At 65.4% G+C, this 26,604-nt stretch carries 30 protein-coding genes and 1 pseudogene; 20 read left to right on the top strand and 11 right to left on the bottom strand.

All coding sequences use genetic code 11. The features are described from left to right. The first annotated feature begins 1,023 nt into the window (after positions 1-1,023). On the top strand, positions 1,024-1,497 hold the full coding sequence (locus tag ACQPYM_RS11435; protein ID WP_433023253.1) for an ROK family protein: 474 nt from the start codon (positions 1,024-1,026) through the stop codon (positions 1,495-1,497). A gap of 86 nt (positions 1,498-1,583) precedes the next feature. Here the strand turns inward: ACQPYM_RS11435 and ACQPYM_RS11430 are convergent, their stop codons facing one another. Continuing rightward, positions 1,584-2,597 carry a LacI family DNA-binding transcriptional regulator gene (locus ACQPYM_RS11430; protein ID WP_433019020.1) on the bottom strand — a complete coding sequence of 338 codons (1,014 nt, stop codon included), beginning with the start codon at positions 2,595-2,597 and terminating at the stop codon, positions 1,584-1,586. Between the two features lie 91 nt (positions 2,598-2,688). On the opposite strand from ACQPYM_RS11430, the gene ACQPYM_RS11425 reads away from it, so the two are divergent. From ACQPYM_RS11425 to ACQPYM_RS11380, 10 genes and pseudogenes are all read left to right on the top strand, one after another. After that, positions 2,689-3,993, top strand: a complete 1,305-nt coding sequence (locus ACQPYM_RS11425) for an ABC transporter substrate-binding protein (protein WP_433019017.1) — start codon at positions 2,689-2,691, stop codon at positions 3,991-3,993. A gap of 103 nt (positions 3,994-4,096) precedes the next feature. Then, positions 4,097-4,903, top strand: coding sequence for a carbohydrate ABC transporter permease (locus tag ACQPYM_RS11420; protein ID WP_433019014.1), 807 nt, complete (start codon positions 4,097-4,099; stop codon positions 4,901-4,903). Next, entirely contained in the window at positions 4,900-5,754 is an 855-nt protein-coding gene (locus ACQPYM_RS11415) for a carbohydrate ABC transporter permease (RefSeq protein ID WP_433019011.1), read from the top strand. Before ACQPYM_RS11420 ends, ACQPYM_RS11415 begins: the two co-directional genes overlap by 4 nt. Further along, positions 5,751-7,187: a sulfatase gene (locus ACQPYM_RS11410; protein WP_433019008.1), complete on the top strand. Its 1,437-nt coding sequence runs from the start codon at positions 5,751-5,753 to the stop codon at positions 7,185-7,187. Before ACQPYM_RS11415 ends, ACQPYM_RS11410 begins: the two co-directional genes overlap by 4 nt. Then, complete coding sequence (locus tag ACQPYM_RS11405; protein WP_433019005.1) at positions 7,184-7,636, top strand: SUMF1/EgtB/PvdO family nonheme iron enzyme; 453 nt, start codon at positions 7,184-7,186, stop codon at positions 7,634-7,636. Before ACQPYM_RS11410 ends, ACQPYM_RS11405 begins: the two co-directional genes overlap by 4 nt. Then, positions 7,587-7,802, top strand: a pseudogene (locus ACQPYM_RS11400) (formylglycine-generating enzyme family protein); the annotation flags it as partial. The gene ACQPYM_RS11405 and the pseudogene ACQPYM_RS11400, both read left to right, overlap by 50 nt. 145 nt (positions 7,803-7,947) lie before the next feature. Continuing rightward, positions 7,948-8,016, top strand: coding sequence for a hypothetical protein (locus ACQPYM_RS11395; protein WP_433023251.1), 69 nt, complete (start codon positions 7,948-7,950; stop codon positions 8,014-8,016). A 253-nt stretch (positions 8,017-8,269) separates the two neighbouring features. Beyond that, the gene (locus ACQPYM_RS11390; RefSeq protein WP_433019002.1) at positions 8,270-9,769 is read left to right on the top strand and encodes a family 43 glycosylhydrolase; all 1,500 of its coding nucleotides are present in this window, start codon (positions 8,270-8,272) and stop codon (positions 9,767-9,769) included. Positions 9,770-10,149: 380 nt separating this feature from the next. Beyond that, complete coding sequence (locus tag ACQPYM_RS11385) at positions 10,150-10,749, top strand: DUF5937 family protein (RefSeq protein ID WP_433018999.1); 600 nt, start codon at positions 10,150-10,152, stop codon at positions 10,747-10,749. Next, a complete protein-coding gene (locus tag ACQPYM_RS11380) occupies positions 10,733-10,951 on the top strand; it encodes an ArsR/SmtB family transcription factor (RefSeq protein WP_433018996.1) in 219 nt (72 codons plus the stop codon). Before ACQPYM_RS11385 ends, ACQPYM_RS11380 begins: the two co-directional genes overlap by 17 nt. 85 nt (positions 10,952-11,036) lie before the next feature. Here ACQPYM_RS11380 and ACQPYM_RS11375 read toward each other — a convergent pair whose 3' ends face one another. From ACQPYM_RS11375 to ACQPYM_RS11365, 3 genes are read right to left on the bottom strand one after another with little or no spacing between them, the layout of a single operon-like run. Further along, positions 11,037-11,576, bottom strand: coding sequence for an AAA family ATPase (locus tag ACQPYM_RS11375; protein WP_433023249.1), 540 nt, complete (start codon positions 11,574-11,576; stop codon positions 11,037-11,039). Next, positions 11,482-12,057, bottom strand: coding sequence for an ATP-binding protein (locus tag ACQPYM_RS11370; RefSeq protein ID WP_433018993.1), 576 nt, complete (start codon positions 12,055-12,057; stop codon positions 11,482-11,484). The genes ACQPYM_RS11375 and ACQPYM_RS11370 overlap by 95 nt, the downstream gene beginning before the upstream one ends. 25 nt (positions 12,058-12,082) lie before the next feature. Then, positions 12,083-12,340 (bottom strand): hypothetical protein, encoded by a 258-nt coding sequence (locus tag ACQPYM_RS11365; protein ID WP_433018990.1) that lies wholly within the window; start codon positions 12,338-12,340, stop codon positions 12,083-12,085. 705 nt (positions 12,341-13,045) lie between these two features. Between ACQPYM_RS11365 and ACQPYM_RS11360 the strand changes: the two genes are divergently transcribed. Together ACQPYM_RS11360 and ACQPYM_RS11355 are read left to right on the top strand one after the other, a co-directional pair. Next, the gene (locus ACQPYM_RS11360) at positions 13,046-15,088 is read left to right on the top strand and encodes a sensor histidine kinase (protein ID WP_433018987.1); all 2,043 of its coding nucleotides are present in this window, start codon (positions 13,046-13,048) and stop codon (positions 15,086-15,088) included. Beyond that, entirely contained in the window at positions 15,085-15,735 is a 651-nt protein-coding gene (locus tag ACQPYM_RS11355; protein WP_433018984.1) for a response regulator, read from the top strand. The genes ACQPYM_RS11360 and ACQPYM_RS11355 overlap by 4 nt, the downstream gene beginning before the upstream one ends. Here ACQPYM_RS11355 and ACQPYM_RS11350 read toward each other — a convergent pair. Together ACQPYM_RS11350 and ACQPYM_RS11345 are read right to left on the bottom strand one after the other, a co-directional pair. Next, entirely contained in the window at positions 15,720-16,388 is a 669-nt protein-coding gene (locus ACQPYM_RS11350; protein WP_433018981.1) for a hypothetical protein, read from the bottom strand. The genes ACQPYM_RS11355 and ACQPYM_RS11350 overlap by 16 nt on opposite strands. A gap of 195 nt (positions 16,389-16,583) precedes the next feature. Further along, positions 16,584-16,877: a hypothetical protein gene (locus ACQPYM_RS11345; protein ID WP_433018978.1), complete on the bottom strand. Its 294-nt coding sequence runs from the start codon at positions 16,875-16,877 to the stop codon at positions 16,584-16,586. A 122-nt stretch (positions 16,878-16,999) separates the two neighbouring features. On the opposite strand from ACQPYM_RS11345, the gene ACQPYM_RS11340 reads away from it, so the two are divergent. Continuing rightward, positions 17,000-17,554, top strand: coding sequence for a dihydrofolate reductase family protein (locus tag ACQPYM_RS11340; RefSeq protein WP_433018975.1), 555 nt, complete (start codon positions 17,000-17,002; stop codon positions 17,552-17,554). Positions 17,555-17,882: 328 nt separating this feature from the next. Then, positions 17,883-18,224: a hypothetical protein gene (locus ACQPYM_RS11335; RefSeq protein ID WP_433018972.1), complete on the top strand. Its 342-nt coding sequence runs from the start codon at positions 17,883-17,885 to the stop codon at positions 18,222-18,224. 432 nt (positions 18,225-18,656) lie between these two features. On the opposite strand, the gene ACQPYM_RS11330 is transcribed toward ACQPYM_RS11335, so the two are convergent. Next, positions 18,657-18,917, bottom strand: coding sequence for a hypothetical protein (locus ACQPYM_RS11330; protein WP_433018969.1), 261 nt, complete (start codon positions 18,915-18,917; stop codon positions 18,657-18,659). A gap of 259 nt (positions 18,918-19,176) precedes the next feature. Here ACQPYM_RS11330 and ACQPYM_RS11325 point away from each other — a divergent pair, with 259 nt between their 5' ends. The 3 genes from ACQPYM_RS11325 (at position 19,177) to ACQPYM_RS11315 (ending at position 21,219) form a co-directional block, all read left to right on the top strand. Then, a complete protein-coding gene (locus tag ACQPYM_RS11325; RefSeq protein ID WP_433018966.1) occupies positions 19,177-19,866 on the top strand; it encodes a GAF and ANTAR domain-containing protein in 690 nt (229 codons plus the stop codon). A gap of 186 nt (positions 19,867-20,052) precedes the next feature. Further along, positions 20,053-20,538: a hypothetical protein gene (locus tag ACQPYM_RS11320; RefSeq protein ID WP_433018963.1), complete on the top strand. Its 486-nt coding sequence runs from the start codon at positions 20,053-20,055 to the stop codon at positions 20,536-20,538. Between the two features lie 36 nt (positions 20,539-20,574). Further along, the gene (locus tag ACQPYM_RS11315; protein ID WP_433018960.1) at positions 20,575-21,219 is read left to right on the top strand and encodes a hypothetical protein; all 645 of its coding nucleotides are present in this window, start codon (positions 20,575-20,577) and stop codon (positions 21,217-21,219) included. 264 nt (positions 21,220-21,483) lie between these two features. On the opposite strand, the gene ACQPYM_RS11310 is transcribed toward ACQPYM_RS11315, so the two are convergent. Continuing rightward, positions 21,484-21,798 carry a hypothetical protein gene (locus ACQPYM_RS11310; protein WP_433018957.1) on the bottom strand — a complete coding sequence of 105 codons (315 nt, stop codon included), beginning with the start codon at positions 21,796-21,798 and terminating at the stop codon, positions 21,484-21,486. 60 nt (positions 21,799-21,858) lie between these two features. Here ACQPYM_RS11310 and ACQPYM_RS11305 point away from each other — a divergent pair, with 60 nt between their 5' ends. Both ACQPYM_RS11305 and ACQPYM_RS11300 read left to right on the top strand, forming a co-directional pair. Continuing rightward, the gene (locus ACQPYM_RS11305; protein ID WP_433018954.1) at positions 21,859-22,173 is read left to right on the top strand and encodes a tyrosine-type recombinase/integrase; all 315 of its coding nucleotides are present in this window, start codon (positions 21,859-21,861) and stop codon (positions 22,171-22,173) included. Between the two features lie 162 nt (positions 22,174-22,335). Further along, positions 22,336-22,845: a hypothetical protein gene (locus tag ACQPYM_RS11300; protein ID WP_433018952.1), complete on the top strand. Its 510-nt coding sequence runs from the start codon at positions 22,336-22,338 to the stop codon at positions 22,843-22,845. A 380-nt stretch (positions 22,846-23,225) separates the two neighbouring features. Here ACQPYM_RS11300 and ACQPYM_RS11295 read toward each other — a convergent pair whose 3' ends face one another. The 3 genes from ACQPYM_RS11295 to ACQPYM_RS11285 form a co-directional block, all read right to left on the bottom strand. Then, a complete protein-coding gene (locus ACQPYM_RS11295; protein ID WP_433018949.1) occupies positions 23,226-23,369 on the bottom strand; it encodes a hypothetical protein in 144 nt (47 codons plus the stop codon). A 168-nt stretch (positions 23,370-23,537) separates the two neighbouring features. Further along, a protein-coding gene (locus ACQPYM_RS11290; protein ID WP_433018181.1) for an IS3 family transposase occupies positions 23,538-24,685 on the bottom strand; the annotation gives its coding sequence in 2 pieces (ribosomal slippage) (positions 23,538-24,415 and positions 24,415-24,685; 1,149 coding nt in all). Between the two features lie 46 nt (positions 24,686-24,731). Next, complete coding sequence (locus tag ACQPYM_RS11285) at positions 24,732-25,643, bottom strand: hypothetical protein (protein WP_433018946.1); 912 nt, start codon at positions 25,641-25,643, stop codon at positions 24,732-24,734. Positions 25,644-26,604: the final 961 nt, after the last annotated feature.

The raw sequence follows: 26,604 nt of genomic DNA, 5'->3' as shown, positions 1-26,604 counted from the left end.
CCCGAGTGGCGGCTCCCTGAGCGGTGGGAAGTCTGTCGGTGAGCAAGCTGGACGGCGCCGTACAGCAGCGATGTCCTATACCGAATCGCAGTCTTGGCTTGTGACCTGACTTGGGTCACCTGCGCCCGATTCTCAGCACCGCATGCCGCTGACCTGCGAAGATCACACGGCGAGGTGCCTCACCAAGGCACTAAATCCCGGTCGATTTCACGCTGCGCAGCAGCACTCTGCCGCGACAGCCCGGTGCCTTGGCGGCCTGTTTCTGTCGCGCGCGGACTTGAGGTGTATTCGCGCCGTTGACCCGCGGCGTGTCGTCGTTGACGAGCGCCGTCGACACGCTCCCGGGGTCCGCGAGAGGCCCGTTGCTCTGGTCGCGCAAGCTCACAGCGCGGCCTGGCGTGGCCGACAACCTGGCTGTGACCTGCGAAGACGCCTGACTGGCGAGCAACAAGACGCCCTTGCGCAAGGCACTAAGCCGAATGACCCAACTCAGGTGAGCGGTGGGAAGTCTGTCGGTGAGCAAGCTGGACGGCGCCGTACAGCAGCGATGTCCTATACCGAATCGCAGTCTTGGCTTGTGACGCTCCGCCGAAGACCATGCCGTAGTGGGCCCCGTCCTTAACGTCGAGTATGCGGCCCATCGCGCGCCAAGGGCTCCCCGTCGTTGCCGGCCTGAGCGACCAACTGATTTCCTGACGGTGACCCTGTCCGCGCGGGCGTCGACCGAGAGCGGCGCAACAGGCGACACCGGCTGCGGCGATGCCGACGAGTACGGCGAGGGCAGCCGAACAACTGCGCACGCCTGCGGCCGCCGTGCCGCCCGGGTGGCGCTCCAGCTGGCCGTCGGGCAGGCCATGGGCATCGACTTTCGCCACGGCGAGGTGCGGCTCGCCGTCGTCAATGCGTGGCATGAAGTCGTCGCGAACACGGTCCGTACCTACCCGGAGTCCTCCAGTTGGGCCGAGCGTGCGGCCACCGCGGCGCACGCGATCAGCGAGATGAGTTCCGCCGGCGGGGGTCCGCCTGGGCCTCCTGGCCGGCGGGGGGCGGGGGGCGGGGGGTCGGACTCCCGGGGGGCCGCTCGAGATCGGCGAGCTGGGGCCGGACGCGACCTCGGCTCGCATCACGACCATCCAGGACGCGTTCGCCGGGCACGTCCACTCCCCTCTCATCTTCGACCACAACACCGGCTACGCTGCCTTCGGGGAGTCGACGTCCGGCCCACAGCATAGCGGTGAGAATGTTCTGTTCCTCGGGATCGCGGACGGAATCGAACGAGGCCCCGTTCTGGGCGGCCGTCTCGCCCCCGGCGGGATCGGGAGGGCGGGTGAGTTCGGCCATGTGGTCGTCGAACCGGACGGCAAGACCGTGGCATCCGGCGGCCACGGTCTTGCCGAGGACGAAACTGCACTAGGTCCGCCGCCGGTACCTGTCGGCGGAGGCCGACCGCGCCGTCGCCGACGCAGCACTGAAGCTCCAGGATCAACCGTGGGATGAACGTTTCGATAACCATCGCCGGAGATCCCCGGGAGCCTTCGGTGGCTGCCGAGACAAAGCGTGGCAGGCTGCCCAGGCGGGAATGGTCAGCACGACTCGCGTCGGATTAGCTCGGAGATGAGAACTTCAATCGCGGGGTCAGCTGCCGCACCTTCAATACGCTTAAGCAACAAGTTGACGGCCGATGAGGCGAGCTCGCGCAAAGGCCACGTAACGGTGGTGAGCGCCGGCCGCAACTGCGCGGCAACCGCGAAGTCGCCAAAGCCCGCGACTGTCAGCTGGTTCGGTACGTCGATGCTCAACGCACGCGCTGCGCCGAGGGCGCCCGCAGCCAGGAGGTCGTTGCCTCCGAAGATGGCGGTGGGCGGCGTTCGGCGGCGAAGCAGTCGACCGGCGACCGTTTCCCCAGCATTCTGGTCCCAGGCGGCCGCTTTGTGCAGCTCAACACGGTCTCCGAACCTTGAGTAGATTGGCGCCAGCCGAGGGTTGGAGTGGCCAGCGTCATTGGGGCCGACGATGATGCTGACCGATTCATGTCCCTGCTCATGCAGAACAGCAGCGAGGTCCGTCATCCCGGGTCGTGGATCGATAACCACCGCGTCTGCGGCGGGTGGAAAGTCCGAATCCGGAAGCGTTTGAGCGGCGTACCACACCACAGGGATGCCAGGGTTGACGTCGCCGTCTTCGCTCTGCGGCAGACCCTCGCAGAGGGCTCCGGCAATGTCGACGTTGTGCATCGCGGTGTCCACAGCTGCCAGCCGCCCCGCCCCAAGGTCCGGCAACAGCAGCAGCTGGTAGTTAGCGCGGTAAGCGTCGTTCACCATCGCGACCAGGGTCTCGGTGAAGATCGGTGCGAACGGGTCGACACGGGCCGCTCCCGACGCCAGCGCCAGCACGCGGCTACGCCCAGACAGCAGTGCGCGCGCAGTTGGATGCGGCCGGTAACCCAGTTCGGAAGCAGCTGCACGCACCCTCGCGACCGTCTCCTCAGAGAGTCCAACCTGCGCTGCCCGCCCGTTCAACACCAGGGACACGGTGGACGGCGCCACCCCTGCTAGCGCCGCGACCTGCTGTCGGTTCGCTCTGCCACTTGCCGCCATCTACATTCCTCCAGATTGGTTCTTGCCAAGACTATACGTCGCGTTTACTGTATCTAACACCTGTTAGATCCCTTGTATTGGAAGTGAAGTGATGGACATGCTGCCACCGTCGACCGAACTCTCCCGGCGGTCAGTGCTGACCATGATCGGCGCCGTCCTCGCCTCCGGAGCAATCGCCGGGTGCGGACGCAGTGACTCACCGTCAGATACTGGTTCCGGACCGTTGCGGATGCTGGCACTCGGACTCACTCCGGGTCTGGTCCAGCTCTACGAGAAGAAGCTCTTGCCGGCCTTCGCCACGGAGACGGCAGTGAAGGTGGAGCTCCAGACCTCGGACTGGGGATCGGCATTCCAAAAGGTGCTCACCGCCGCTGCGAGCAAGACCATGCCTGACGTGTTGATGCTCGGGGGAATCTGGACCGCACCGCTGGTCGCGGCAAACGCGCTACTCCCACTGGACAGATTTATGAACAGCTGGAAGGACAAGGATCAGTACTACCCCTCGATGCTTGAGGACGGCAGGTACGACGGAAAGACCTACGCTGTGCCGCTTTTCCCTGACGTGCGGACGGTCTGCTACCGCGCCGACATGTTCCTGGCCGCCGGCCTCAACCCGGAGAAGCCGCCTACCACCTGGGACGAGTACAAGGAGTACGCGGCGAAGCTGGTACGTCGCAGAGGCGGCGATATCATCACGCAGGGCGCGGACTGGTCGCTTAACACCGGTGTAGGGCTCCAACAGGCATTCGCCCAACTGATGCTGCAGGCTGGCGGCAAGTACTACGACGATGCGGGTAAAGCGACCTTCGCCTCCGACCCAGGTCTGCGTGCCCTGGAATACATGGTCTCTTTCTATAGAGACGGCATCTCGTCGGCGAAGATCGTCACCCAGCCGACCGGCGGCTGGCCCCTTGTCTCTGGGAAGGCCGCCATGGCGTTCACCAACGAAGCCATCTACCAGAACGCGAAGAACTCGGACGAGAGCGTGGTAGCCAAGCTCAAGGCCGGTCTTCCGCTCAAGGCAGATGCCGCGGCCAAGCCGATCACGACGGCGTGGATCAACAAGCTCGGAATCGCGGCGAACACCGGGAATCCAGACGGAGCGTGGAAGCTGATCGAGTTCCTGAGCAAATCAGACAACCTCGGCGCGTTCGTCACCGCCCTCGGTACTCAGCCGCCACGAAAGGACCTGGCCGACGCTGCACACTTGCGACAGATCGACAAGCACTTTGTGGCAGCGTCGGAGTACATCGTGCCGCAGCCGCAGAATCGGAAAATGCTCCAGATCGCCAATCTCATCGCCACCGAGCTGCAGCGAGCGATCACGCTGCAGGACCCACCCGCGCAGGTGTTGGAGACCATCGACAAGAAGATCGACGGGCTTACCGGTGCATGACCTGAAACAAGGGCGCTGGCGAAGGCCGGCCGGCAGCCTGTCCTCCAAAAAAGCCCTCGCAGGTACCGCCTTCGTCAGCCCAGCGCTGGTGGTGCTTTGCCTGGTGACGATCTTGCCACTGCTGGTGGCAGTGGGACTGAGCTTCTCCAAGTACGACATGTTGACCAACCCGACGTCGGTTGGCTGGGACAACTACACCTCACTCTTCTCGGATCCGACCTTCTGGACAGCGATCAAGAACACCCTCTACTTCTCGCTCGGACAGGTGCCGATCGGCACCATCACCGCACTCGCTGTCGCGGTGCTACTGAACCAGCGATTCAGCGGGGTCAACGGGGTCCGCGTGGCCGTCTACCTTCCGCAGGCCGCTTCGTTCGTCGTCGTATCTCTGGTGTGGACCTTCATGTACGACCCGCAGGTAGGCCCCCTGAACCAGGTCATCCGCGGTTTGGGCGGCGACACGGTGTACTGGCTGACCGACTCCTCGCTGGCGATGCCGTCGTTGATCGCCATGAGCATATGGCGAAACCTCGGCTACTTCATGGTGATCTTCCTGTCCGCGCTGCAGTCGGTGCCGAGCAGTCTGCTTGAGGCTGCCGCAGTCGACGGCGCCAACACCTGGCAGCGGTTCCGGCATGTCACGCTGCCAGCTCTGCGGCCGGCCACGACATTCGTGGTGATCACCTGGTTCCTCGGCGCCCTGCAGATGTTCACCCAGTCCTATGTGATGACCGGTGGAGGACCCGTCGACGCCACTCAAACAGTCGTCTTCCGGATCTACCAGGAGGCATTCCTCAACCTCAATTTGGGCAAGGCCTCAGCGATTGCGGTTTTGCTCTTCATCGCGGTGCTTGTGGTCGCCGTCCCCATGCGGATGTACCACGCCCACTCGGAAAGAAGGCGACGATGAGACGTTACGCCGCCGCGACCACGACCCGGGTACTCGCCATCGTCGTGGCCGCCCTATATGTCATGCCGTTGTGGTACGTCGTGACTACTGCGGCGCAGCCGCCGGGCGGCCGACAGGGCGAACTGGTGCCATCAGGTGTGCGTCCGGAAAACTTCGCGGAGGCGTTGGCTAGCGCCCCATTCGCGACCTTCTTCATTAACAGCGCCATCGTGACGATCGGCTCGACGGCTGTTCAGGTAGCTCTGTCCTGCATGGCCGGATATGCGTTGGCGCGATTGCCGTTCCGCGGCCGCGGTGGCATCTTCGTCCTGCTTGTCGCACTCTTGGTGGTTCCCCCCGAGGTGACCATGGTGCCGTTGTTCATCCTGACGACGCACGTGCCTCTGGCTGGGGGCAACAATATCCTCGGGACGGGGGGAACCGGGCTGCTGGATACCTATTTGGGGTTGATGGTTCCACACTTGGCGAGCGCCCTGTCCATCTTCTTGATGCGGCAGTTCTACCTGTCCATGCCGGAAGAATTGGCCGATTCCGCTCGCATCGATGGCGCATCCGAATGGCGCATTATGTGGCAGATCTTCACGCCGCTCGCCTGGCCCGCCGTGGTTACCGTCGCCATATTCGCGTTTCAATCTGCATGGAATGACTTCCTCTGGCCATTGGTCATCATTCGGAGCAATGAAATGCGAACCCTGCAATTGGGACTTACTGTCTTTTTCCAGGAGAACTCCACCCAATGGACGTTACTGATGGCCTCGGTCATCGTTATCAGCCTGCCAGTTGTCCTGCTCTTCTTGCTGGGGCAACGCACCTTCCAGCAGGGCGTAGCCGCCGGGGCGGTGAAGGAGTGATCAATCGCCCAAATATCGTCGTGATCCTTGTTGATGACCTTGGCTGGAGAGATCTGGGGTGCTACGGCTCGACGTTCTACGAGACCCCGCGGCTGGATCAACTGGCCCGCGAAGGTTTGCAGTTCACAGACGCCTACGCCGCCGCGCCGGTATGCTCACCAACCCGGGCCAGCATCATGTCCGGAAAATACCCTGCGACGGTAGGCGTCACGCAGTACATCGGGGGGGAGTCGGTCGGCGCACTGCGCGACGTCCCATACCTTCAATCCTTGCCACTCAACGAGTATTCGCTGGCACGAGCTCTACGATCCGGTGGCTACCGCACCTGGCACATAGGGAAATGGCACCTCGGAAGCAACCGGACGTGGCCCGACAAGCACGGATTCGACGTCAATGTCGCAGGCTGCGACTGGGGACGTCCGCCGTCATACACCAGTCCGTATGGTTGCCCTACGATGCACGACGGCCCCAGCGGGGAATACCTCACCGACCGGCTCACCGACGAAGCGATTCAACTGATAAAAGCCTCAGATGATCAACCGTTCTTCCTCAATTTGTGGCACTACGCTGTCCACACGCCGATCGAAGCACCCGCTCCCCTGGTGCACAAGTACACCGCGAAGGCCGAAGCGCTAGGGCTCGACGAAATCGAAGCAGTCATCGACGGAGAGCCGTTGGCGCCCTGGCACCTGAACGGCGAGATCATGCGCAGAAGGGTTATCCAGTCGGACCCCCACTACGCTGCCATGGTCGAGAACCTCGACCACAATGTCGGCCGACTGCTCGATGCGTTGCAAGAATGCGGCAAAGCGGACAACACCGTGGTGATCTTCACCTCGGACAACGGAGGTCTGGCGACGGCAGAGGGATCGCCTACCACCAATGCCCCGCTATCTCAGGGGAAGGGTTGGATGCACGACGGCGGCATCCGTGTCCCGCTGCTTGTGCGCTGGCCTGGCCACGTGGCGCCCGCCCGGATGACTGCCGAGCCGGTCACCAGCCCGGATTTCTACCCGACCCTCTTGGAAGTTGCCGACCTCAGCCCGCTGCCCGAACAACACGTCGACGGCAGAAGTTTCAGGGCACTCCTGGACGACGAGCCGTTCCAGCGAGGACCGATCTTCTGGCACTATCCACACTATTCGAACCAGGGCGGAGCCCCGGGTGCCGCAGTCCGGGATGGCGCTTCGAAGCTGATCCGCTACTTCGAGGACGATCATCTCGAGCTCTATCACCTGGACCGCGACATCGAAGAGCGTATCGATCTGGCCGCACAAGAAGTTGATGAAGTAGCGCGCCTGAAGCAGCTGCTCGACAGCTGGATGGAGTCTGTTCACGCTCAGGTCCCGAAACGAAATCCGTATCCCTCACCTTGGCCGGCGCTAAGCCGGACGAACTCAAGCGATCACACCGCGCCCCGGCAGTCCAGATGAAAGCCCTGCATCCATGCAGCATCTGCGTGGCTCTCACCATGAAGGGCGCCTCCAAACCGGCGCCCAAGGCCTGCTGCGCACCACGACGAACTGATGCAGGCCCATGCCCGCACGCCGCTTTGGAGCAAGCGACCGGAGGGGCGGCGGCAACCGCGACACACATGCCGATGCCGCGCCCTGGTGGCGCGTTCCATAAGGGCGATCCGTTCGCCGAGGAATATGCCAAGGACGGAGAGCTGCCGGCACATACCGGCCGTGTGGCACCGTACTCGGTCGACCCGACGGCAATAACGCACGCAGAGTTCGCCGCGTCTATCGATGAGACGGGCCACCTCACGGACGCGGAGCGGTACGGCTCCTCAGCGGTCTTCCATCTAGCCGTTCGAGCGGACCCAGCCGATGTCGTCGGTCAGGACATCGCAGCACCGTGGCAACTTGCGCGGGGCTGACTGGATGAGTCCAGAAGGGCCAGAGTCCCACATCAATGAGCGGCTCAACCTTCCGGTCGTCCAGGTCTCCCACCACTACGCGCTCGCCTTCTGCCGCTGGGCCGGCAAGCGGCTCCTCACTGAGCCCGAATGGGAGTACGCCGCCCGCATGGCCACGCTGGCCTTCGCTCCTCAGGGTGGAATGAATTCAACTCGGGCGGCAAGCATTGGTGCAACATCTGGCAGGGCGAATATCCGACCGAAGACACCTGTGAAGACGAGTACTTCACGACGGACAATCGTTCCAACCGAACGACTTCGGGTTCTGGAACATGGCTGGCGAGGTCTGCGAGTGGTGTGCATTGGTTCTCGGCGCAACTACTACCGCAGGCTGGAGGTGACAATCCTGCCGGGCAGCCGTACGGCGACCTCTGGGTCATCCGTGGGAGCTCCTACGTATGCCATACCTCGTACTGCCATCGATACAGGCTTGCGGCTCGCCACGCCTGATTCGTCGTTCGGCAACCTGGACTTCCGCTGTGCAGCACTCTAGCCCGAACGACGAAGCCCTTTATATCGGGGACTCGACGCCAGTTGTCGAAGCCGAACGCGTCTTCTGACGCCGAACTCACCATGGCAACGAAGGAGCTACACATGAAACCATCCCGCCCGCTCCGCCCAGTTCGTGCGGCCCAACTGCTCACCACGCTGGGCACGGTCATCGTCCTCCTGGCGGCCGCTGTCAGCGCCCCCGTATCAGCCCTCGCCGCCGCGCCGTACGACCACATCGCGAACGACACCGTCTGGGAAGACTCGTCCGGCAACGAGATCAAGGCCCAAGGCGGCAACGTCTTCAAGTTTGGTTCCACCTACTACTGGGTCGGCGCCTCACTCCAGCCGCAACCTGACCCTAACAGGAGCATCAACCTGTACTCGTCGCCCGACCTGGAGAACTGGACATTCGTCAAGGCGCTGCTGACCCAGACCGGGAGCACCGGAGATCTTGCCGTCGGCAAATGGATGGGCCGACCGCAGCTCGGCCGCAACCCGACAACCGGGAAGTACGTGCTGAACTTCGAGGTGACAGGGCCCACAGCCGGTCTCGGCAATGCGCTCGGGTTCGCCAGCAGCTCGACGATCGACGGTACCTACACGTATCACGGCAGCTCCATCGTCAATGGCTACACGATCGGCGACCACTCCATGTTCGTCGAAGGCCCGAACGCCTACCTGGTCTATGTCGGCGACAACGCCACAAATCGGAACGTGACGATGAACGTGGCGCCGCTGGGAAGTAACTGGCTCTCAGTCGGTCCGGCGATCTCCGCCATCGCGGACACCACCCATGAGGCCCCAGGAATCGTAAAGGTCGGGTCCACCTATTACATGTTCGCATCCGGCAAGAACTGGTGGGCCCCGACCGCCACCGCCTACCGGACCAGCACAAACCTGACCAACTGGAGCGCCTGGGCAACCGTACCGACCAGGCCGTCGTCCGCGGACTCCTTCGCCACCCAGTTCGAGCAGATCATCCCGGTCACCGGAACCAGCGGCACCTCCTACCTGTTCAACGGCGACCGCTACTCACAGTTCGCCGGCGGCTCGGTCCCCGCACCCGACGGAGCCGGCCGCAACGCCTGGTACCCGCTAACCTTCGCCGGTGGCGTGCCAACCCTCCACGGCGCCACCGGCGTCAACGTGAACGCGGCAGCCGGAACACTGCAATGGAACCCCGTCGCCAACGGCCGATTCGACCAAACCGGCGCAGGACCCACCGTCCCCCAATGGCCAGTGACCGGCACCACCGACGCCGTCAAGACCGAAGCCACCACCACCAGCAACAGGAACAAACTGACGTTCTGGAAGAACGCGGCCTACATCGCCTCCGCAAGCCAGACCGTCCCCCTCCCGAACGGCACATACAAGCTGCAATTCTCCTACCGATCCTCCGGCGGCCAGAACAACGCATCTCTGAAACTAAAGGGCCACGGCGGCACCGACATCACCTCCGACCTCACCACCGCCACCAGCACCTGGACCACCACCACAGTCACATTCACAGTCACCACCGGGACCGTCACACTCCTCGCCGCAGCCGACTCCCCCGCATCGAAATGGATGAACCTCGACAACATCTCAATCTGGCCAAACTGAACCCGCACAGAGTGGGACCGGCCACAGCCGGCCCCACTCACGGGAACAGTCGACGCGTTCCGCGGACCGGTTGGCGTCGCACGCTCCGTCACCGCGAGTGCGCACCTGTACCGGCTTTCGACGAACAGACGATCTTGCTGCACACGAGCGTGTCCACGCGCCAGACCTCTCTCAGCCTCGATTGAATGACCAATGCGGGGAGTTGGCATTCATGCGAATGCAGTCTCTGCCCGGCGCACGTCGTCAGTCGGGCCGACAGTGGCCATCGGTTCGAGACGAGCACTGAAGTGCCGTAAGACTGGGGATGCGTCGATGATCCGATAGCTGGGGAGGTCGTCGGCCTGCTGGGCTTTCTCGAGTACCGGGCCGACGATCACGACGTGAACTTCGACGAACAACTGGCCTCGATCCGCGGCCTGCCGCCCGAGGATCTGGCCGCGGAACTCTCCCAGACCGTGGTCGACACCACTCGCTACAGCGGCCGCGACCTGGTCCACAACGCGGTGGTTCGGAACGCTGCCCTTGCCGAACTCGATCAGATGAATCCCCGCCGCGCCGACGTGCTGCGCAATATCCTCGCCGATCCCACCCCAGCGCTGGATACCTCGCTCACCGCCCTCGAGGACTACTGGAATGCCGCTCTCGCCGCGGAATGGGAGCGCATCGAACCCGGGCTGTACAACGTGCTCGCGCATGCCGGTCAGCGTATTGCCCATGAAGGGGTCTTCCCAATGCTTCGATACCCTTGCTTCGCAGATCCGGATCGATCCCACCCACCGTCTGCTGCGTCTCGACCGTCCGCACCAGCACGACATCACTGTTACGCACGAGCGGCCGGTGACCTTCACGGCCAGCCACTACGTAGGCCTCCCGTGCGGGTCACCTGCGACGACCCCTGGCCGCTACGCGTGACCTACCCGGTAGCACCGCTGGCACCTGTCCTTCAGACCGCCACTGCAAATAATGTCGGCACTGGCTGAGCAAGGCCGTAGCACCCAAGAACTAGCCAGTCGTTTGGGACTCGCGGAATCTGTGATCTCACGGCATCTCAAGCAGATGACACAGGCGGGACTGACGACGACGCGCCGGGAGGGCTACTACGTGCTGTACTCCGTCAACCATGCCCGGCTGTCCCAGATCACGAACGCCCTCGGCGCCCTCGCCAACTCTCCCAAAGGATGACGAACCAACCCTCGGCTGTGGGTCCTCCTGGATGATCTGGGAGGTCGCCCGCTCTCACGCGATTCTGGGTCGATGGCCCATTTGACTATTCCGGGTGACTACGGAGCGCGGCGAGTACGGCGTCGCTCCGCCCATTGAGGGGACCGGTCAACTCGATCACCGGCAAGTTCTCGCATATCCGTAGGGGATCGGCGTACACAAGGTCCAGCAGGCTGTCGTTGACGGCTGCCTGGAGCCGGGGCAACTCCCCCAGGGGCAGGAACCTTTCCACCTCTGACGTGATCGGCAGGATGACCAGCAGATCGAGACTCGCCAGAGCTGATCGCAGTGCCGACATGTTCGACTCGCCCTCAACATCAACGCCCAGGACGGCAAGATAGGCGATGAAGTCCAGTGGTGTGCGATCAAAGACGACCCTCGTCGCAGGTGCGCACAGCGCTGCGAGGGATTTCCTGAGCTGGATCCGGTAGTCGTCCGGAGATGGGGGGTACTCGAACTCGTACCCCTCTTCTTCGAGCAGGACGTAGGGCTCATCCACCGGCCGGTGACCGTCGAGTCGGGCGCACAACTCTTCGGCCAAGGTTGTCTTCCCGGTTCCGTGTGGCCCGGATATTCCGATTCGCACTCTGCCTCCTGTGTGTAAATGGCCGCAGAGTAGCGGAAGAGCCGTGGCCGGCACTCCCCTTGTCGACGGCGCTCCAAAGCTGGTCGGTTTCGGTGGTTGAAAAGTGAACGGTTGTTGGCAGCCTAGGACTCGGTTTGGCCGGTGGTGGTGCGGATGCTGGGGAGGCTGTCGATGCCGCTTCGCGGAGTCGGTAGCTGGCGCCTTTGAGGGTGAGTACGTCGGCGTGGTGGACGATGCGGTCGATCATCGCTGCGGCGACGGCTTGGTCTCCGAAGACGCCGCCCCAGCCGGAGAACGGCAGGTTCGAGGTGAGGATCAGTGAGGCGTGTTCGTAGCGGGATGACACGAGTTGGAAGAACAGGTTCGTGGCGTCTTGCTCGAAGGGTAGGTGTTGGGTCGGGGACGAGACGCCGTGCACTGTTTCTGGTGTCGGTTTCCTCGTCTCCGCCCGCCGAACCGGACGTGCCCGTTGGCCGAGCATCCGGCTCTCCACGTGATCCGGTGGTTCAGGCGAGGTATTCGCTGACCTGGCCGACAAACGCCGCATCGTCGTGGCTGGTCCGGCGGAATCGTGCTCCGCTCGGGTCGACCTCGTCGACGTTGTAAGGCATGCTGATCTGCGTTCCGCGGAAGCGGTAGCGTTCGACCCGCATCTTCGCCGGGTTGTAGAGGACGAACCCGCCCTCGGTGATGCGGTCGGCCCCGTAGTAGCGGCGCCGCAACTGTACCGACGCCAAGGCCTGCTTGGCGGGGATGGTGAGCACGACGCGACGGCCGTCGCCCCAGGACCTGCGCTGGATGTGGAAGCCCAGGAAGACGAAACCGTCGTCGATTGGGTGATGTGGGTCTTCTCGTCCGAGAGGGTCATCTTCAGCCTGCGGGCCACCAGTTCACCGATCTCGGCCTTGAGCGCCTCGGCCTCGGACTTCGTGCCGTGCACGAGCACGACGAAGTCGTCGGCGTAACGCACCAGCCGAAAGGTCGGCCGCCCGGTGCGGCGCCGATCCTGCCGACGCCACGGCGGGCTCATCTCCTGGTCCCAGATCCGCGCGAAGTGCCGGTCCAGGACCGAGAGATAGACATGGGGCCAGCCGAACCTCGTCCGGCGAGGCACGGTAGCGCTGAGCGAGCTCGGCCAGTGAGGGCAGGTCGCCGCCTGGAGCAAATTCGCCTGTAGCGACGCTGTGGCGGATCAGTTGGGGGGAACAACCCGATGACGTTTGGTCCTCATGTTCGCATCGATGCCACCGAGCCCGGACCTATGCGGGCTCGGTGGCTTGCCCCGCGCCGGTTGCGGTCCGGGCGGTTCACGTAGGTCGCACCGGGCAGCGCGGTCCGAACGCCGCCGAAGCCGGCGACCAGCACGTGCCCCACAACGACATGTCCCTCAACCTCGACTAGCCCGTCGGTGCAACCCTGTGCCCCGGATGCTCTGTTGCCCGGGACGCCGGGACGGTTACCTTTCGGGCATGACTCCCGCTGCGCGGTTCGGTCGCCCGGTGGCGCTGGCACTCGTCGTCCTGTGCGCGGTGCTGTTCGTGGCCGGCGTGCTGCTCGGGGCCGCATCCGCCCGGCCGGAGCCGGTCTTGTCGACATTGACGGACCCATGGACCGAGGAGGGGCTTCGGGCGTCCGCGGGTGAGGTGTCCCTGCCGTGGCTGCAGGGCTACTTCCTGATCCTCCAGTGTCTGCCCGCCGCGGCGGGTCTGGCTGCGGCGTTGCTGTTGCTCAGGGGCGCGGACTCGTGGTTCCGGTGCTACGCCGCCGTGATCCTGGCGCTGTTCGGAACGATGAACGGGGCGATCCCGGGAGTCATCGACAGCGAGCTGGGCGGCTGGTTCGGCAACGCGGTCGGGGCCCTCCCGGGCCTGGCTTGGGTATCGCTGTTCCCGCTGATGTACGTCTTTCCTGACGGGCGCGTCAGGCCGCGCTGGGCGCGCTGGGCACTCGCCGGATGGGTCGCGCTCCTGCCGTACTTTGCGCTCGTGTCGTGGTTGGGCTTCGACCCCACCGGGCCGGCCCAGACGCTGCCCGCCATCCCGCTGTTCGGCTCGGCGGCGTACGCCGCGGTGTATCGCTATCGCAACATCTCCTCGCCCGAGCAGCGGGCCCAGACGCGGGGTGTGGTGGCTGCGCTGCTGCTCTGGTTCGGCTACGTCCTGGTCATCCTGCAGACGCCGGTGCTCGACCTGCTGCGCGAAGTCAGTGGGCGCGGGCTCGCGACCAGTGTCGTGACCTACCTGGTCAGTTACGTGATCGTCGCGCTGATCCCGGCATCGGTTGCGGTCGGCATCCTGCGCTACCGGCTGTACGACGTCGACGTCTGGGTCAACCGCACTCTCGTGTACGGCGTACTCGCAGGCGTCGTGGCCGTCGCGTACGCGCTGGTCACGGTCGCCGGGACGTGGTGGTGGCGGGACAACGAGCTGATCGGCCCGATGGCCCTGGCAGTGTTGCTCGGCGTCGGATTCCAGCCCGTGCGCTCCCGGGCGCAGCGCGCGGTGGACCGCTTCGTCTACGGCCGCAGGAAGGAGCCCTACGCGGTCCTCACCGACCTCGGTCGCCAGCTCGAGTCGGTGCTGCCGCCCGACCAGGTGCTGGAGATGCTCGCGCGGCAGGTGTGCGTGGCGCTCAAGCTGTCGTACGCCGCCGCGACGCTGACCGGTTCCTCGGTGGTCGCGAGCTGGCCGCCGGGACAGCCGGTACCGTCGCTGGGTCGGCGTGAGGTGTTTCCCCTGTGCTGGCAGGAGCAGCGGCTCGGCGGCCTGCTCGTCGTCACCGCGCCGGGGGACGACCTCACGGCCGCCGACCGGGAGTTGCTCGCCGGCCTTGCCCGGCAGGCGGGAGCGGCGATCCAGGCGGCCACCCTCAACGACGACCTGCGCCGTTCCCGCGAGCGGATCCTGGCTGCCCGCGAGGACGAGCGCCGACGGCTCCAGCGGGATCTGCACGACGGGCTCGGTCCGACGCTCGCCAGCTTGTACCAACGGGTGGACGTCGCCCGGTCGATGATCGAGAAGGACCCCGGAGCCGCGGAGAAGCTGCTCGCCGCCGTGGGCGAGCAGACCCGGCTGGTGATCGACGAGATCCGTGCCCTGGTGCGTGCCCTCCACCCGCCTGAGCTTGAGCTCGGCCTGGCCGCCGCGATCGAGGCGAGCGCCTCGCACCTGCCGAACTTGGCAGGCGTCGAGGTCGATGCCGGGACGCTGCCCGTGCTTCCCTCGGCGGTGGAGACCGCGGCGTACCGGATCGCCATCGAGGCGCTCACCAACGCGGCCCGGCACGCGTCGGCCACTCGGGCCGCCGTCGGGCTCGCGGCGTCGGACCGGGAACTGATCCTCACGGTCGTCGACGACGGCCACGGGATTCCGGCCGGAGCGCCGGCCGGTACCGGCCTGCGGTCGATGCGCGAGCGGGCCGACGAACTCGGTGGGAGCTGCGAGGTCACCGCCGATCCTGGCGGCGGTACCCGGGTGACCGCCGTACTGCCCCTGCGTGAAGGAGAGGCATGAGCGCGATCCGAGTCCTGGTCGTCGACGACCACGTCTTCTACCGCGAAGGTGTCAAGACGCTTCTCGGTACCCGGGCCGACGAGGTGGCAGTCGTCGGCGAGGCGGCGACCGGGGAGGAGGCCCTGGATCTTCTCGCGTCGTCGCTGCGACCGGACGTGGTGCTGATGGATCTGCGGATGCCCGGCATGGGCGGCATCGCAACCACCCGGCAGTTGACCGCCGCCTATCCCGAGGTCGCCGTGCTCGTCCTCACCATGAACGACGACGACTCGGTGGTCCCCGCGCTGCGCGCGGGCGCCCGGGGCTACCTGCTCAAGGACGCCTCCGTCGACGACCTGGTGCGCGCCATCACCTCGGTTGACCGCGGCTCGGCCGTGCTCGGACCGGAGGCCGCCGCCCGCGTCCACGAGCACATCGTCCGGCCGCCCGGCCGACCGGAGCTGCCGTTCCGGGACCTCACCGAGCGCGAGCACGATCTCCTCGCCGAACTCGTCCGAGGACGGACCAACGAGGAGATCGCGCTGCGGCTCGGCCTCACCCCGAAAACGGTGCGCAACTACGTCTCGAACATCCTCGCGAAGTTACACGCGCGGGACCGGACCCATCTCGTCGTCATCGCCCGCGAGGCCGGTTACCCCGGCACCTGAGCCCGGGTCCACGCCTGCTTGCGCAGGAGCACACCGCCGAGGATCGCCCAGAGCACTGGCGGCACGATCGATGGCAGGGCCATCGTCTCGTGCAACTCCTGCTCGCCGATCAGCGCGGGCAGGTAGACCGCGACCTCGAGGACGACGTAGAGCGCGGTGAGCACACCGATCACGAGAGCGGTCCTGGGGGCCACCCTGCTCTGGAAGAGCCGCCGGCAGGTGAGTATCGCGGCCACGACGATCAACCACCAGCCCAGCAGGCTGAGGAGGATCGCCAGCGCCAGCCAGGAGCTGTCGCCGAGAACCTCGGCGTCGTCGATCCACACGACACCGGCCTGCGCGGCGACATACGCGAGCAGGATCACCTTGCCGACGCGCGCGAGTACCGTCACCGGGCGACTGCCGCCGAGCCGCGCGGCGATCGCCATGAACGCGACAGCGCCGAGCGCGGCGGACAGCATCCACAGCACCGCCATCACGATCCACTGCAGCGCGCGGTCCTCGACCTGCGCGGCCGTCATCTCCCCGGCGGAGTCGGCGACGATCGTTGCGTTGGCCGTCACCACGAACGCGACGACCGCGACCAGTGCGACCAGGAACAGCCACGCCGGGCGAGCCACCTTGCTGGTGGACTGGGACAGAGTCTGAGTCATGAGAGGACTCCTTGGTCTCGGGAACTGATAAGACCGACCGTCCACCGCCCGCCGTCCCAGGCAACAGAGCCCACAATCCCACCCCACCAGGGCACCTTCGGTGAGTTCAGCACGGAAGCAGCCTCATATCAGTACGGGTATGGATCGGCCCGGGGCAGGAACTGGGACCAGCCCGGTGGTAACAGAAAGCCGCTATCACCGAGAGGACGAAGGACCCGGCAGCGCGGGGGCCGCTGAGCGCCACATGGCTTCGTCCAGCGACCCACGGCTGGTCGACAAGGTCGCAGCCAGCTGGGCCTGCGCGGCGACACACGAGGCGGCCCGACCGTCGTCGCCGCGCGCCTTGACCACGACTTCCGTACCACCGGCCAACCGCAGACGGAACACCATCGAGACCTGGTGCAGCTGGAACAGAACGTCGACGGGTTCGGCACCCAGGTGATCCACAGACCAGCCCGGCAGCCAGTCCGGCAGATCCTCCAGCGGCACAGGCACGACTGTGCCATAGGCCGAACGCCGCGAGTCGATCTGCCCCGCCTGGCAGGCGGCCGACGTCCCGGGCTGGGGGAGTGTCCTCCGCCGGTAATCCGGCGCAGGACTAGCCTGCTGGGATGAGACAGCTCATCTTCCAGGAGTACGTCACGCTCGACGGGTACGCCGCCGGGCCGAACGACGAGCTCGACTTCTTCGACACGATCGCGGACCAGGCCGACGATGACGATCTCGGGTTCCTGGACACCGTCGACACGATGGTGCTCGGCGCGCGGACGTACCGGCTGTTCGTCGATTATTGGCCGACGGCAACGGATGTGATCGCGCCCAAGCTCAACCGGATGCGCAAGGTCGTCGCGTCCACGACCCTGGACAGCGCGCCCTGGGGCGAGTGGGAGGCCGGCGAGATCGTCACCGACGCCGTGAAGGCGGTCGGGGAGCTCAAGCGCGAGGACGGCAAGGAGATCGCACTGTGGGGCAGCATCACGCTGTTCCACACCTTGCTGACCGCCGGGCTGGTCGACGAGGTGCAGCTCCGTGTCTGTCCGCTGGTACTGGGCGCAGGAAAGAGCGTGTTTCCCACGGGCGTCCAACCGGTACCGCTTGAGCTAATCGAGGCCAAGCCGTGGGCGACCGGCGGCGTACTGCTCCGCTACAAGCCGGCTGCTAGCTGACGGCGTTCGCCAGGGCCTTCAAGTCGGCGCAGCCCGGCAGCACCACCGACCGGGTGTTGAGAATCGATCGTTCTCAACACCACCGCCAGATCCACGGAGTGGCGTGCACATGGGTTCATAGGTTCCACGACGGTTTGAGACCGGGAGCAGCACTGTGAGGTCGACCTCGACCATGACCGACGACTGAGTCAGGTCAGCAGGTGCCATACGTCCCCAGCGGCACGACGAGAATCCTTGGCGCCGTTGGCTGGGCGTTAGGTCCCAGTCGCTAGCGCCAGCGGCCCGCACGGTCTCTGGGCCGTCTCCCAGACGGGCTGGACTGTCGGTGATGACCGTCAGCCTCTCGGATACACCTCAGGGTAGAAGGGGGCGCGGGCCGGTAGACGCTCTTTACGCGAAGGGCCCCGATGCTTATCGAGGCCGGCAGCGACCCGTCGACGACAACCACCGTACGACCTGGTCGAACTTCGACTGGTTCGCGATCGAGGACGACGGCTTCAGCGATGCGACTGCGTTCTCAAACGTGATGGGCAAGTACGTTGTGGCAGGCACGGTCACCGCACGGGTGCGGCGGCTCGATGCGCGGAACGCGGATAAGAACTACGTCGAATACATCTACGCGGTCGACTCTCGCACGGGTGCCCCGACAGCTCGCGCCTGCATTCGATGACCCCCGTCTACTTCCGTCGGGAAGTGCTGTGAGCGACCCCTCCTGCGGAACGGAATGCCTGGAGGGCGGACGGCCCACGCTGTGACGGGCCCCTGCTGATCCACGAGGACGGCGCCTTCGAGTGCCACGGCGGCTGCGGAGGCGACGAGGGCCGTTCGGCCACCGAGACCTACCACGACGTCGACGCCGCGGTCTGGCCGTGCAGCAGTCCTGACAGGCCACAGGTCGACGAGGTGTGGATGCCCTGCGCCCGCTGCTAACCGCTCGGGATGGCGTTTGACGCGAAAGACCCGGCCGCGGTGGGGGGTACAGATGGCGGCCGGGTCTTCCTACTTGCCGACCTGAGCATGCTGGCTCAGGGCAACAACCTGGTACCCGGAACCGCAGACTCGCACGCGGACAGTCACAGACACTCCGCCCGGCCAGGCTGCCCTAGATCCGGGACCTGCACCCCGCGGATCGCCGGCCGGGCGAGTGTGCCGCCTGCCCAGCCACACGGGGAGGGCTGGGCAGGCGAGCAGGGCGGGAGGATCCGGCGGCGGCGAGCCAGTCGAGCAACTGCTCGTCGACCAGCTCCGGCTCGCTGGCCGTAGCCGGGTCAGTGACCAGAACGGTCCACAAGGCACGCAGCCGGAGGGTGACTTCGTCGACGTCGCCCTCCGGCCGCTGCGTGCAGTACCGGCAGCGCCTCATCAATTCCCCAGTTCCTCCCCCGCTGGCCTATCGCGCCAGGTGGCCCAAGCGTTTCGGCATACCGGTGTCGAACGCGTAACGGTGTCCAGTGACGGGCTAATCCCCGGTTCCGCAGCAGCGCTCTGAGCGGCGTCTGGGAGTAGCGTGGGCGTTGCCGGCGGGTTTCTCGCTTCAGCGGTCAAGCTGAGGCATCTTCGGTTATCAACAGTCCTCATTTCGCACAGCCAAGGTGCGCAGAGGCTGAGATCGGACCGACGTCGTGGAGCTGCCGGAACTCATCACTGTGATGGACCGGGTCGCTTTGTCGCTGCGGTATCCGATGGACGTCGAGGAGACCCTCCAGGGGATCACCGCGGCGGTCGTCGTGGCCACCTCGGGCGTCGATCACGCGAGCATTTCCGTCACGAGCAGCGATGGCAAGATCCAGACCCTGGCTCCTACTGATGACGTCGCGGTTCGATGCGACGAGCTGCAGTACGAACTCGGCGAGGGCCCGTGCCTGGAGGCCGTGCTGGAGGAGCACGTCGTTCAAGTCGATGACGTCAGCTCGGACCTGCGGTGGCCGATGTACGGGCCTCGTGCCGCCGGCGAACTGGGCATCGGCTCTCAACTGGCGTTCCAGTTCGCCGCGGAACCGCACGTGCGCGGTGGATTCAACCTGTACTCCGAACAGCCGCACAGCATCGGTATCGAGGACCGCCAGTTGGCGATGCTGTTCGCGAACCTCGCCGCGGCCGCGCTGGGCTGGAGCCGCCAAGACGACACGTTGAACAAGGCGCTGGAGACCCGCAACGGCATCGGCCAAGCGGTCGGTATCGTGATGGAGCGCTACCAGCTCGACCCCGAGCGCGCCTTCGCATTCCTGGTCCGAACCTCACAAGCCGGCAACATCAAACTGCACGACGTCGCAGCCGGCGTCGTCGCCGACGTAGTCGCCAAGGCTCGATAGGAGCCCGACTCAACTCAGCACGGCCGACGATTCGGCGTACGGTGGGTAACGAGCCGCCTCCGCCCGGACTCCCCCCTTTCGGGATGAGGCGGCTCGCCACCAGCCCCGGCGTGTCCTGAACGCGCCGCTGCCGAGCGGCTCGGATCTGTCGGTGCCGCCGGATAGCTTGCGGAAATGGTTATTCCCGTGAGCGATTCTGAGTCCGGCGAGGTCCTCGATTTCTGGCCCGACCCCGCCCCCGGTGCTGAACCCATCGGCCCCGTCGAGCGGACCGACCCTCAGGCCGTGCTCGCCGACTGGTTCGAAGACACGGCAGCGCTCGACGACCTGGTCGCCGAGCTCGTGGCCGCGTACGAGACCGTTGAAGACGACGATGAAGGCGACGATCTGGCCCGGAGGCCGCGCAACGAAGATCTGGCGGAGACCACCGTCGAGACCGTCCGGCGGTACCTGTACAACCGGAAGGTCACACCAGGCCGGACCGATCCACGGCAAGTCATGAACGAATGGTTCTACCTCCCCGACGCTTACGAGGAGCTGTCGCAGCCGTTCACCATGCTCACGGTGGTGTTCCAGGCTCCTTGGGGCTCAACCACGACCGAGCTTGCCCAAGACGCGGTCGACGCCATCCAGCGGTACTTGCTCGAACGTGCGGAGCAGGCTGATGGGTGAGGCCGGGCTGAGCTCGAGCTCGTCGACGTCGACCAGGTGCTCGTCGACCAGGGCGCCGACGCCGACCATGCTCTGGGAGCCGGCCAGCTGGAGACGGCGTTCCTGCTGGCGCGGCCGGATCCGGTCGCGGTGTACCTGGCCTCGCTGGGCTCGGTGGAGTCGCGGCGCACGATGACCGGGAGCCTGGACCGGCTAGCGTCGCTGCTGACCGGCCGGCCCGGTACGACGGCAACCGAGATCCCGTGGCACCGGCTGCGTCCGGAGCACACCACCGCGATTCGTGCGCAGCTGCTCGCGGCGTACGCGCCGGCGACGTCGCGCAAGATGCTGTCGGCGCTGTCCGGGGTACTGAATCAGTGCTGGCGGCTGAAGCTGATGGAGCGCGACGACTACGACCGCACCGTCGACTGGGGATCGGTCGACGGCTCCACCCTGACCGGGGCCGACGCCGGTCGCCACGTCGACGCCTGCGAACTCCGGGCGTTGTTCGCGTCGTGCGCGGTCGACCCGCGCCCCACCGGCGCCCGCGACGCGGCCGCGCTGGCGATCCTGTTCGGCGCCGGCCTTCGCCGGGCCGAATGCGTCGCGCTCGACCTGGACGACTATCGCCAGGCCCGCGCCAGCACAACCACCATCTACGACCGCCGCCCGGCCGCGCCAAGGCCCGCGCCGCGAGCCTGATCCACGTCCCGTATGTCACCAGGCAACCGCGATGACCAAACCATCGGACGTACGAGCGCAGAAGATGGCTGTGATCGAGGCGTTCATCAGTGCGGCGGGTTCGAGGTGACTGCGGTGGCGACGCGGGGACGGGCTGAGCCACGAAGCGATCCTTGCGTCACTGAGCCGACTTCGGACCGGACGTCGTCTCCGTTCTGCCCGACGATCCGGCGGGATGCGGCTAATGGGATACCGGACCGATTCATGCCGTCAACGCTCGTTGAACTAGCCGATCCCGATGGTGTCCACTTCGACGGAGCGCGGGTACCGGCAGGGATAGTACGTCGACCAGTAACCACTGCCAGGCGCGTACCAGTCGCCGACCGCCGTGTAACGCAGTCCGCTGCCGTCTGCCCGCAGACAGCTGGCCGAAACCCGGTACCAGCCGCTGCCGTAGTTGCATCTCGCCCGGACGGTGGAACCTCTCGTGCCGGCGTCGATGCCTGTCGCGCAGTCCCAGGGCCCCGCCGCTTCCCGCTCCTGCGCCGCCTGCGCCGGAGCCGCGGTTGCGATCGATGCGGCGAGCATGAGTGCCGCCATCGCGCCACCAGTAACCGTTCTTCTCAACAAGGGTATTCACAGCCTTCCACCGAAATGGTTATGACTCGGCGAGGCTATGGGGGCCTGCTTGCAGCGCGCTGCCCGTACCGCGCCCGTAGTCACGGCGGTGTACGCGGTACCGAGCCCGGGCCGCCGGTGCTCGCGGTCAACAAGGGCGGCCGGATCGACCCGGCCCGCGGCCGGCTCAGCACGTCGGCCCTGTACGGGATCGTGCAGCGCCGCGCGGCCGCGGCCGGGATCGCGAAGTTCAGCCCGCACGACGGCCGCCGTACCTTCGCCGGCGAACTCCTCGACGCCGGCGCCGACCTGGCCGCTGTCCACCAGCTCATGGGCCACGCCCGCGCCGCGAGCTGATCCACGTCCCGTACGTCGGCCCCACGAACGGACTTCAGCAGTGACCAGTACCCACCCAGTGAGCCAGCGGTAACGGCGGAGTCGGCTCTGGCTGCGATCTGGCGGGTCGCGCTTAGGGGCGGTACCGATAACACTCCGTGCCAAGTCTTCCGAGGGGGAACCATGGAAATCAGTGAAGATCGGTTGCGCACCGTACAGAAGTCCTTGAGCGGGCCGGACCAGCGTCTTGAGCCGCCGTTGGTGGTGTTGTTGGCCGTGGCGTCACTCGTCGCGGACAGCGAGATCCAGCACGCAACAGCCACCAAGATCGAGGGCCGTCCCCTAGATGAAGCCCCGTTTACGACCTGGCGGTACGTCGCATTGATTCCCGCCGGCCTCGTGGTCCTCGACGCGACCAAGCCGGTCGCGGATTGGGAGATGGGCGATATAGAGAGGCCAGACCAAGCCGCTCCGAAAATCGATGCCCGTTTCATCCCGTTGAGCGAAGTTGCCTACTGCAAGGTGGTTGGAATCGAGTCGCTGTCAGCACGAGAGTGGCTCGCGACGTGGGAGATCGGTGTTCGAAACCAGGAGCCTGTTCACCTCCCAACTGGCAGAAGTCGATCCCAAAGGGTCGCGGCCTCAGCAGTTGGCCGAGCCATACTGGACAGGCTGGCCGCTGAGGTCCAGTAGCACTCTTCCGGGGCGTCGGCCTCGTGGTGGTGATGCCATGCATCTCCCGGTGCTCACCGTGGCATGTCCTGGCGTAGGACGTTCAGTTCCGCTACTGCTGCGAAGCGGAACCAATGGTTGATCGGGATCGCGAGGATCGCGCTGGTGTCCATAGCCTGGCCGGAGCTCTCCAAGTCGCGCCGTCAGGCGACCGCCGGGCGCCAGGAAGATTGTGCGGCTCTGCCCAGGGTTGACGAGTTCAGTGAATATAGCCGTCCCACTTGGGCTCGTAGCGGCTCCCGCCCGGCACCGCGGACGGGCCAGGAATGGAGTTGGTGAGCCGAGCGAGCTCGACGTCGACGGGGCCAGTCAGGTCGGTGGGCAGCCGGACTAGCGCCGGGTCAGCTTGGCGTGCCCGAGGAGGCATCGTCGTCTCGCGGATCCGATCGCCGCTGCAGCTGGTGGACCTTCGACCAGTCGACCTGGCTCACGCCCTCGGCCTCGTTGTACAGGTGGCAGTGCGTGGAGACTGGCAACCAGTGCATATTCGAAGTGTGCGGTATTCCCGTCCTCCTTGGGCGATCTAGGACTGGATCACTTGTCAACGGCAGTTGGAAACTGACCCCGTTGCGGCAGGGTGGTTTCTATTGACGGTTGCAACACTTCGTCCTGGGGACTGCCCCGGGTTTAGTTGACTCGCGGGGTTGGGTGGTTCAGGCCGCGTGTGCGGCAGGTTGAATCATCTCAAACTCGATAGGTGTGAGCTTGTTGAGGCGGCGTTGCCGGCGCCTGCGGTGGTAGCTGGTTTCGATCCAGGACACGATCGCGAGTCTGAGTTCTTGGCGGCTGGTCCAGCGTTGCCGGTCGAGGACGTTCTTCTGGAGGAGGGCGAAGAAGGATTCCATCGCGGCGTTGTCGCCGCAGGCTCCGACTCTGCCCATCGACCCGCGCAGTGAGTGGGCTTTGAGGACCCGGACGTATTTCGTGGACCGAAACTGGCTGCCGCGGTCGCTGTGGACGATGAGCCCGGCTGCAGGTGTGCGCAGAGCGATCGCGTTGCGCAGGGCCGTAACGGCCAGGGACGCTTTCATGCGCGAGCCGATGGAGTAGCCGACGATCCGGTTGGAGTAGACGTCCTTGACCGCGCACAGATACAGCTTGCCCTCGGCGGTGGCGTGTTCGGTGATGTCGGTCAGCCAGACCAGGTTCGGTGAGGGCGCGGTGAATACCTTCTTCACGTGGTCGTCGTGGACCGGCGGGCCGGCCTTGCGGTTCAGTCCGCGTTTCTTGGCGTGGATCGACCAGATCCGTTCCTGGCTGCATAACCTCGCGACCCGGTTCTCGCTTACCTTGTGGCCTTGGTCGGTGAGTTCGTCGGCGATGAACCGGTACCCGAACGCAGGGTCGTCGGCGTGGATGTCGCGGGCCGCGTTGATCAGAAAGGCGTTGTCGAAATCTCTTTGTGTGACAGGATTCTTGCGCCACTTATAGAAGGCTTGCTTGGAGAAGCCGAGCACCCGGCAGGTCACCGTGACGGGGATACCGTCGACGGCAAGATCGAGGACCAGCGGGTACATCATTTTGGGTTGATGTCGCGGGCGAAGTAGGCCGCGGCTCGGCGCAGGACCTCGTTCTCCTGTTCCAGCTGCCGGACCCGCTTCCTGGCCTCCCGCAGTTCGTCGGACTCGTTCTGGGACGCTCCGGACCGGTTCCCGTCTTCGATATCGGCCAGCTTCAGCCAGCGCCGCAGGCACGACGGTGAGATCCCGAAGTCCTTCGCGATCTGGCTGACCGGCGCCTCACCTTTCCGGGCCAGAGCGACCACATCGCGACGGAACTCCTCAGGCAACGCTTTCGGCATGACAGACATCCTTCCAGCAAGGACCGAAGTCCTCACAGATCAGGAGTCAACCGAACCGGGGGCAGACCCCTTCGACTCCCAATGAGGTGTGCTGTGTGCCGATGTCGTTGAAGCCGTTGCGATGGCCGACCAGCGGCTTGGCCAACGACAGATAGGCACGCAACTGCTGCAGCCCGGCCGGAGTGTGCAGTTGCCCCGCCAACCCATGATCAGGAGGAAGCGCAAGCACCCGGATGCGGTCGAAGAAGAATGCAAGATCGAGCGCAGATCCAATCGCCCGCTCACGGCTTTCCTTGTCCGTCGGCACCATCACGATCACCCGGTCCGTCTCACTCAACCGCCGCAACAGCCGCGCCTGAGCCGTCGACATCGCCGACTCGCACAGCGGAATTCCGACGTACTCCTTCTCCGTCGAACGACTGAGCTGCTCGATCGCCATCGCATCCACCGGGTGGTCTACGATCACCGGCGTCGCACCGTTGTGGAGCAGGTCGATCTGCTCTTGCAAGCCGACGAGCGCGTTCGAAGGCCGATGCACCGCGTTCGCCGGCGTCAGCGACCGCAGTTGACCGTCGCGATTAATACCGACGAATCCCACCGGGTTGAGCCCCTGGTCACGCGACAGAAGCATCAGGTGGTCACGGTGCTGGTCGATCGGTGCGCCGTCGTCGGTCCAGCCCATCAGGCCCGCGCGGACCAGTGTCGGGAACCCGAATCCCCGCTTCTGCAGGTAGTCCGTCAATCGCGAGTAAGTGTCTGGCGCATAGCCGACCTTCCACGACGCACCAGGCGCAAGCACCCTGTCCATGCCCCGCTCCTTGAGAAAGGCCACCGGCCACGTACCTGTTGCCCTCAGCAACTCCGCCCGGAAGAACCGCCCCGCCTCTTCAATCGCCGCATGCATCCGCTGGCGCTCCTCCTGCGGTACCTCGAATCCCGGATCAACGACCTCACCCATCACAACCTCCGAAGGCAACCCACTGCTGTCGCACTCGAAGATCGCGGCCCAAGACGGCCATCAGAACCCGGATCTGAGATTCAAGGACTCACAACCCCATCCCCCGACCCGCATCGACCTCATCATCAGCCGGCATCGACCCCCGCCACACCAGCCGACTCTCAGACCGCGCAAGCTGTTCCCCCGCCGAATCGATGCCCTCGTCAAGCAACTCGATCACCCGCCGAATACTCCACCGCAACTTCTGAAGCTCAAGATCACCAGACATGCCACGAAGATCACCGCACCGCCAGAACCGGAGAACCCAGATTCATAGATCCAGGAACCGGTGATCAGGCACATGTCCTGTCGCCGCCCCCGCCCACGTCTAGGACCCAGCCCGCGCCTCGCCGTACCAGCCGCCGGAGCCGCTCATTCTTCCGGTGAACGGATCAGAGAGCCGGCGGTTCGTGACTAACTTCGAGGGACCTACCTGGATCGTTACCGTCAGTTATCGCCTGCAACCTGCCCCGCCTCGTCAGATCTGCCTGCGCCTCTAGACCCTCCCGTGAGCCTTGGCTCAGCACCCGACCTGCTCGCGTGCTTCGCAGGATGCCTAGCCGTTCTTTGGTCGGAGTGTTTTTCGCCTTCCGCAAGCCTTTTTGGGCACCTTGGCGATGCTGACCGCGCGAGACGTTGTAGTGGCCCAGACTGGCGAACTTGCGACCGGGCCTCAGCCTGCGACCGCAGCCGCGCCCGGCAGGCGAGGAGGTCCGAGCCATCCGGCGCCTCTTTGTCCGGACGAAAGGACCAGTCGTGGCCCACAACCTCTCCAGATCTGATTGAAATTGTGGGTTTGTAAGACGCTGGATCAGGAGCGCCAGGTAAAGCTGAGGGTCAAGCGCGCTAGTGGGCCGCTCAGGACATTGCGAGATCCCCGCGCGAGGGGCGTTCGTGGTGCGAACTAGTGGCTACTAGTCCT

Origin of the sequence: Kribbella sp. CA-294648 (assembly GCF_050943845.1) — a bacterium.
Taxonomy (GTDB): domain Bacteria; phylum Actinomycetota; class Actinomycetes; order Propionibacteriales; family Kribbellaceae; genus Kribbella.
This window is presented reverse-complemented; position numbering and strand designations above follow the sequence as displayed.

Bases quoted from the DNA above. Each gene is read 5' to 3' on its own strand.
- ACQPYM_RS11335 (WP_433018972.1), top strand. From the start codon at position 17,883: ATGACCGTCAGCCTCTCGGATACACCTCAGGGTAGAAGGGGGCGCGGG.
- ACQPYM_RS11310 (WP_433018957.1), bottom strand. From the start codon at position 21,798: ATGGCGGCACTCATGCTCGCCGCATCGATCGCAACCGCGGCTCCGGCG.
- ACQPYM_RS11295 (WP_433018949.1), bottom strand. From the start codon at position 23,369: ATGCACTGGTTGCCAGTCTCCACGCACTGCCACCTGTACAACGAGGCC.
- ACQPYM_RS11360 (WP_433018987.1), top strand. From the start codon at position 13,046: ATGACTCCCGCTGCGCGGTTCGGTCGCCCGGTGGCGCTGGCACTCGTC.
- ACQPYM_RS11370 (WP_433018993.1), bottom strand. From the start codon at position 12,057: ATGCTCGGCCAACGGGCACGTCCGGTTCGGCGGGCGGAGACGAGGAAA.
- ACQPYM_RS11305 (WP_433018954.1), top strand. From the start codon at position 21,859: ATGACTCGGCGAGGCTATGGGGGCCTGCTTGCAGCGCGCTGCCCGTAC.
- ACQPYM_RS11405 (WP_433019005.1), top strand. From the start codon at position 7,184: ATGAAAGCCCTGCATCCATGCAGCATCTGCGTGGCTCTCACCATGAAG.
- ACQPYM_RS11425 (WP_433019017.1), top strand. From the start codon at position 2,689: ATGGACATGCTGCCACCGTCGACCGAACTCTCCCGGCGGTCAGTGCTG.
- ACQPYM_RS11380 (WP_433018996.1), top strand. From the start codon at position 10,733: ATGTCGGCACTGGCTGAGCAAGGCCGTAGCACCCAAGAACTAGCCAGT.
- ACQPYM_RS11330 (WP_433018969.1), bottom strand. From the start codon at position 18,917: ATGAGGCGCTGCCGGTACTGCACGCAGCGGCCGGAGGGCGACGTCGAC.
- ACQPYM_RS11285 (WP_433018946.1), bottom strand. From the start codon at position 25,643: ATGGGTGAGGTCGTTGATCCGGGATTCGAGGTACCGCAGGAGGAGCGC.
- ACQPYM_RS11300 (WP_433018952.1), top strand. From the start codon at position 22,336: ATGGAAATCAGTGAAGATCGGTTGCGCACCGTACAGAAGTCCTTGAGC.
- ACQPYM_RS11415 (WP_433019011.1), top strand. From the start codon at position 4,900: ATGAGACGTTACGCCGCCGCGACCACGACCCGGGTACTCGCCATCGTC.
- ACQPYM_RS11430 (WP_433019020.1), bottom strand. From the start codon at position 2,597: ATGGCGGCAAGTGGCAGAGCGAACCGACAGCAGGTCGCGGCGCTAGCA.
- ACQPYM_RS11340 (WP_433018975.1), top strand. From the start codon at position 17,000: ATGAGACAGCTCATCTTCCAGGAGTACGTCACGCTCGACGGGTACGCC.
- ACQPYM_RS11350 (WP_433018981.1), bottom strand. From the start codon at position 16,388: ATGACTCAGACTCTGTCCCAGTCCACCAGCAAGGTGGCTCGCCCGGCG.
- ACQPYM_RS11355 (WP_433018984.1), top strand. From the start codon at position 15,085: ATGAGCGCGATCCGAGTCCTGGTCGTCGACGACCACGTCTTCTACCGC.
- ACQPYM_RS11390 (WP_433019002.1), top strand. From the start codon at position 8,270: ATGAAACCATCCCGCCCGCTCCGCCCAGTTCGTGCGGCCCAACTGCTC.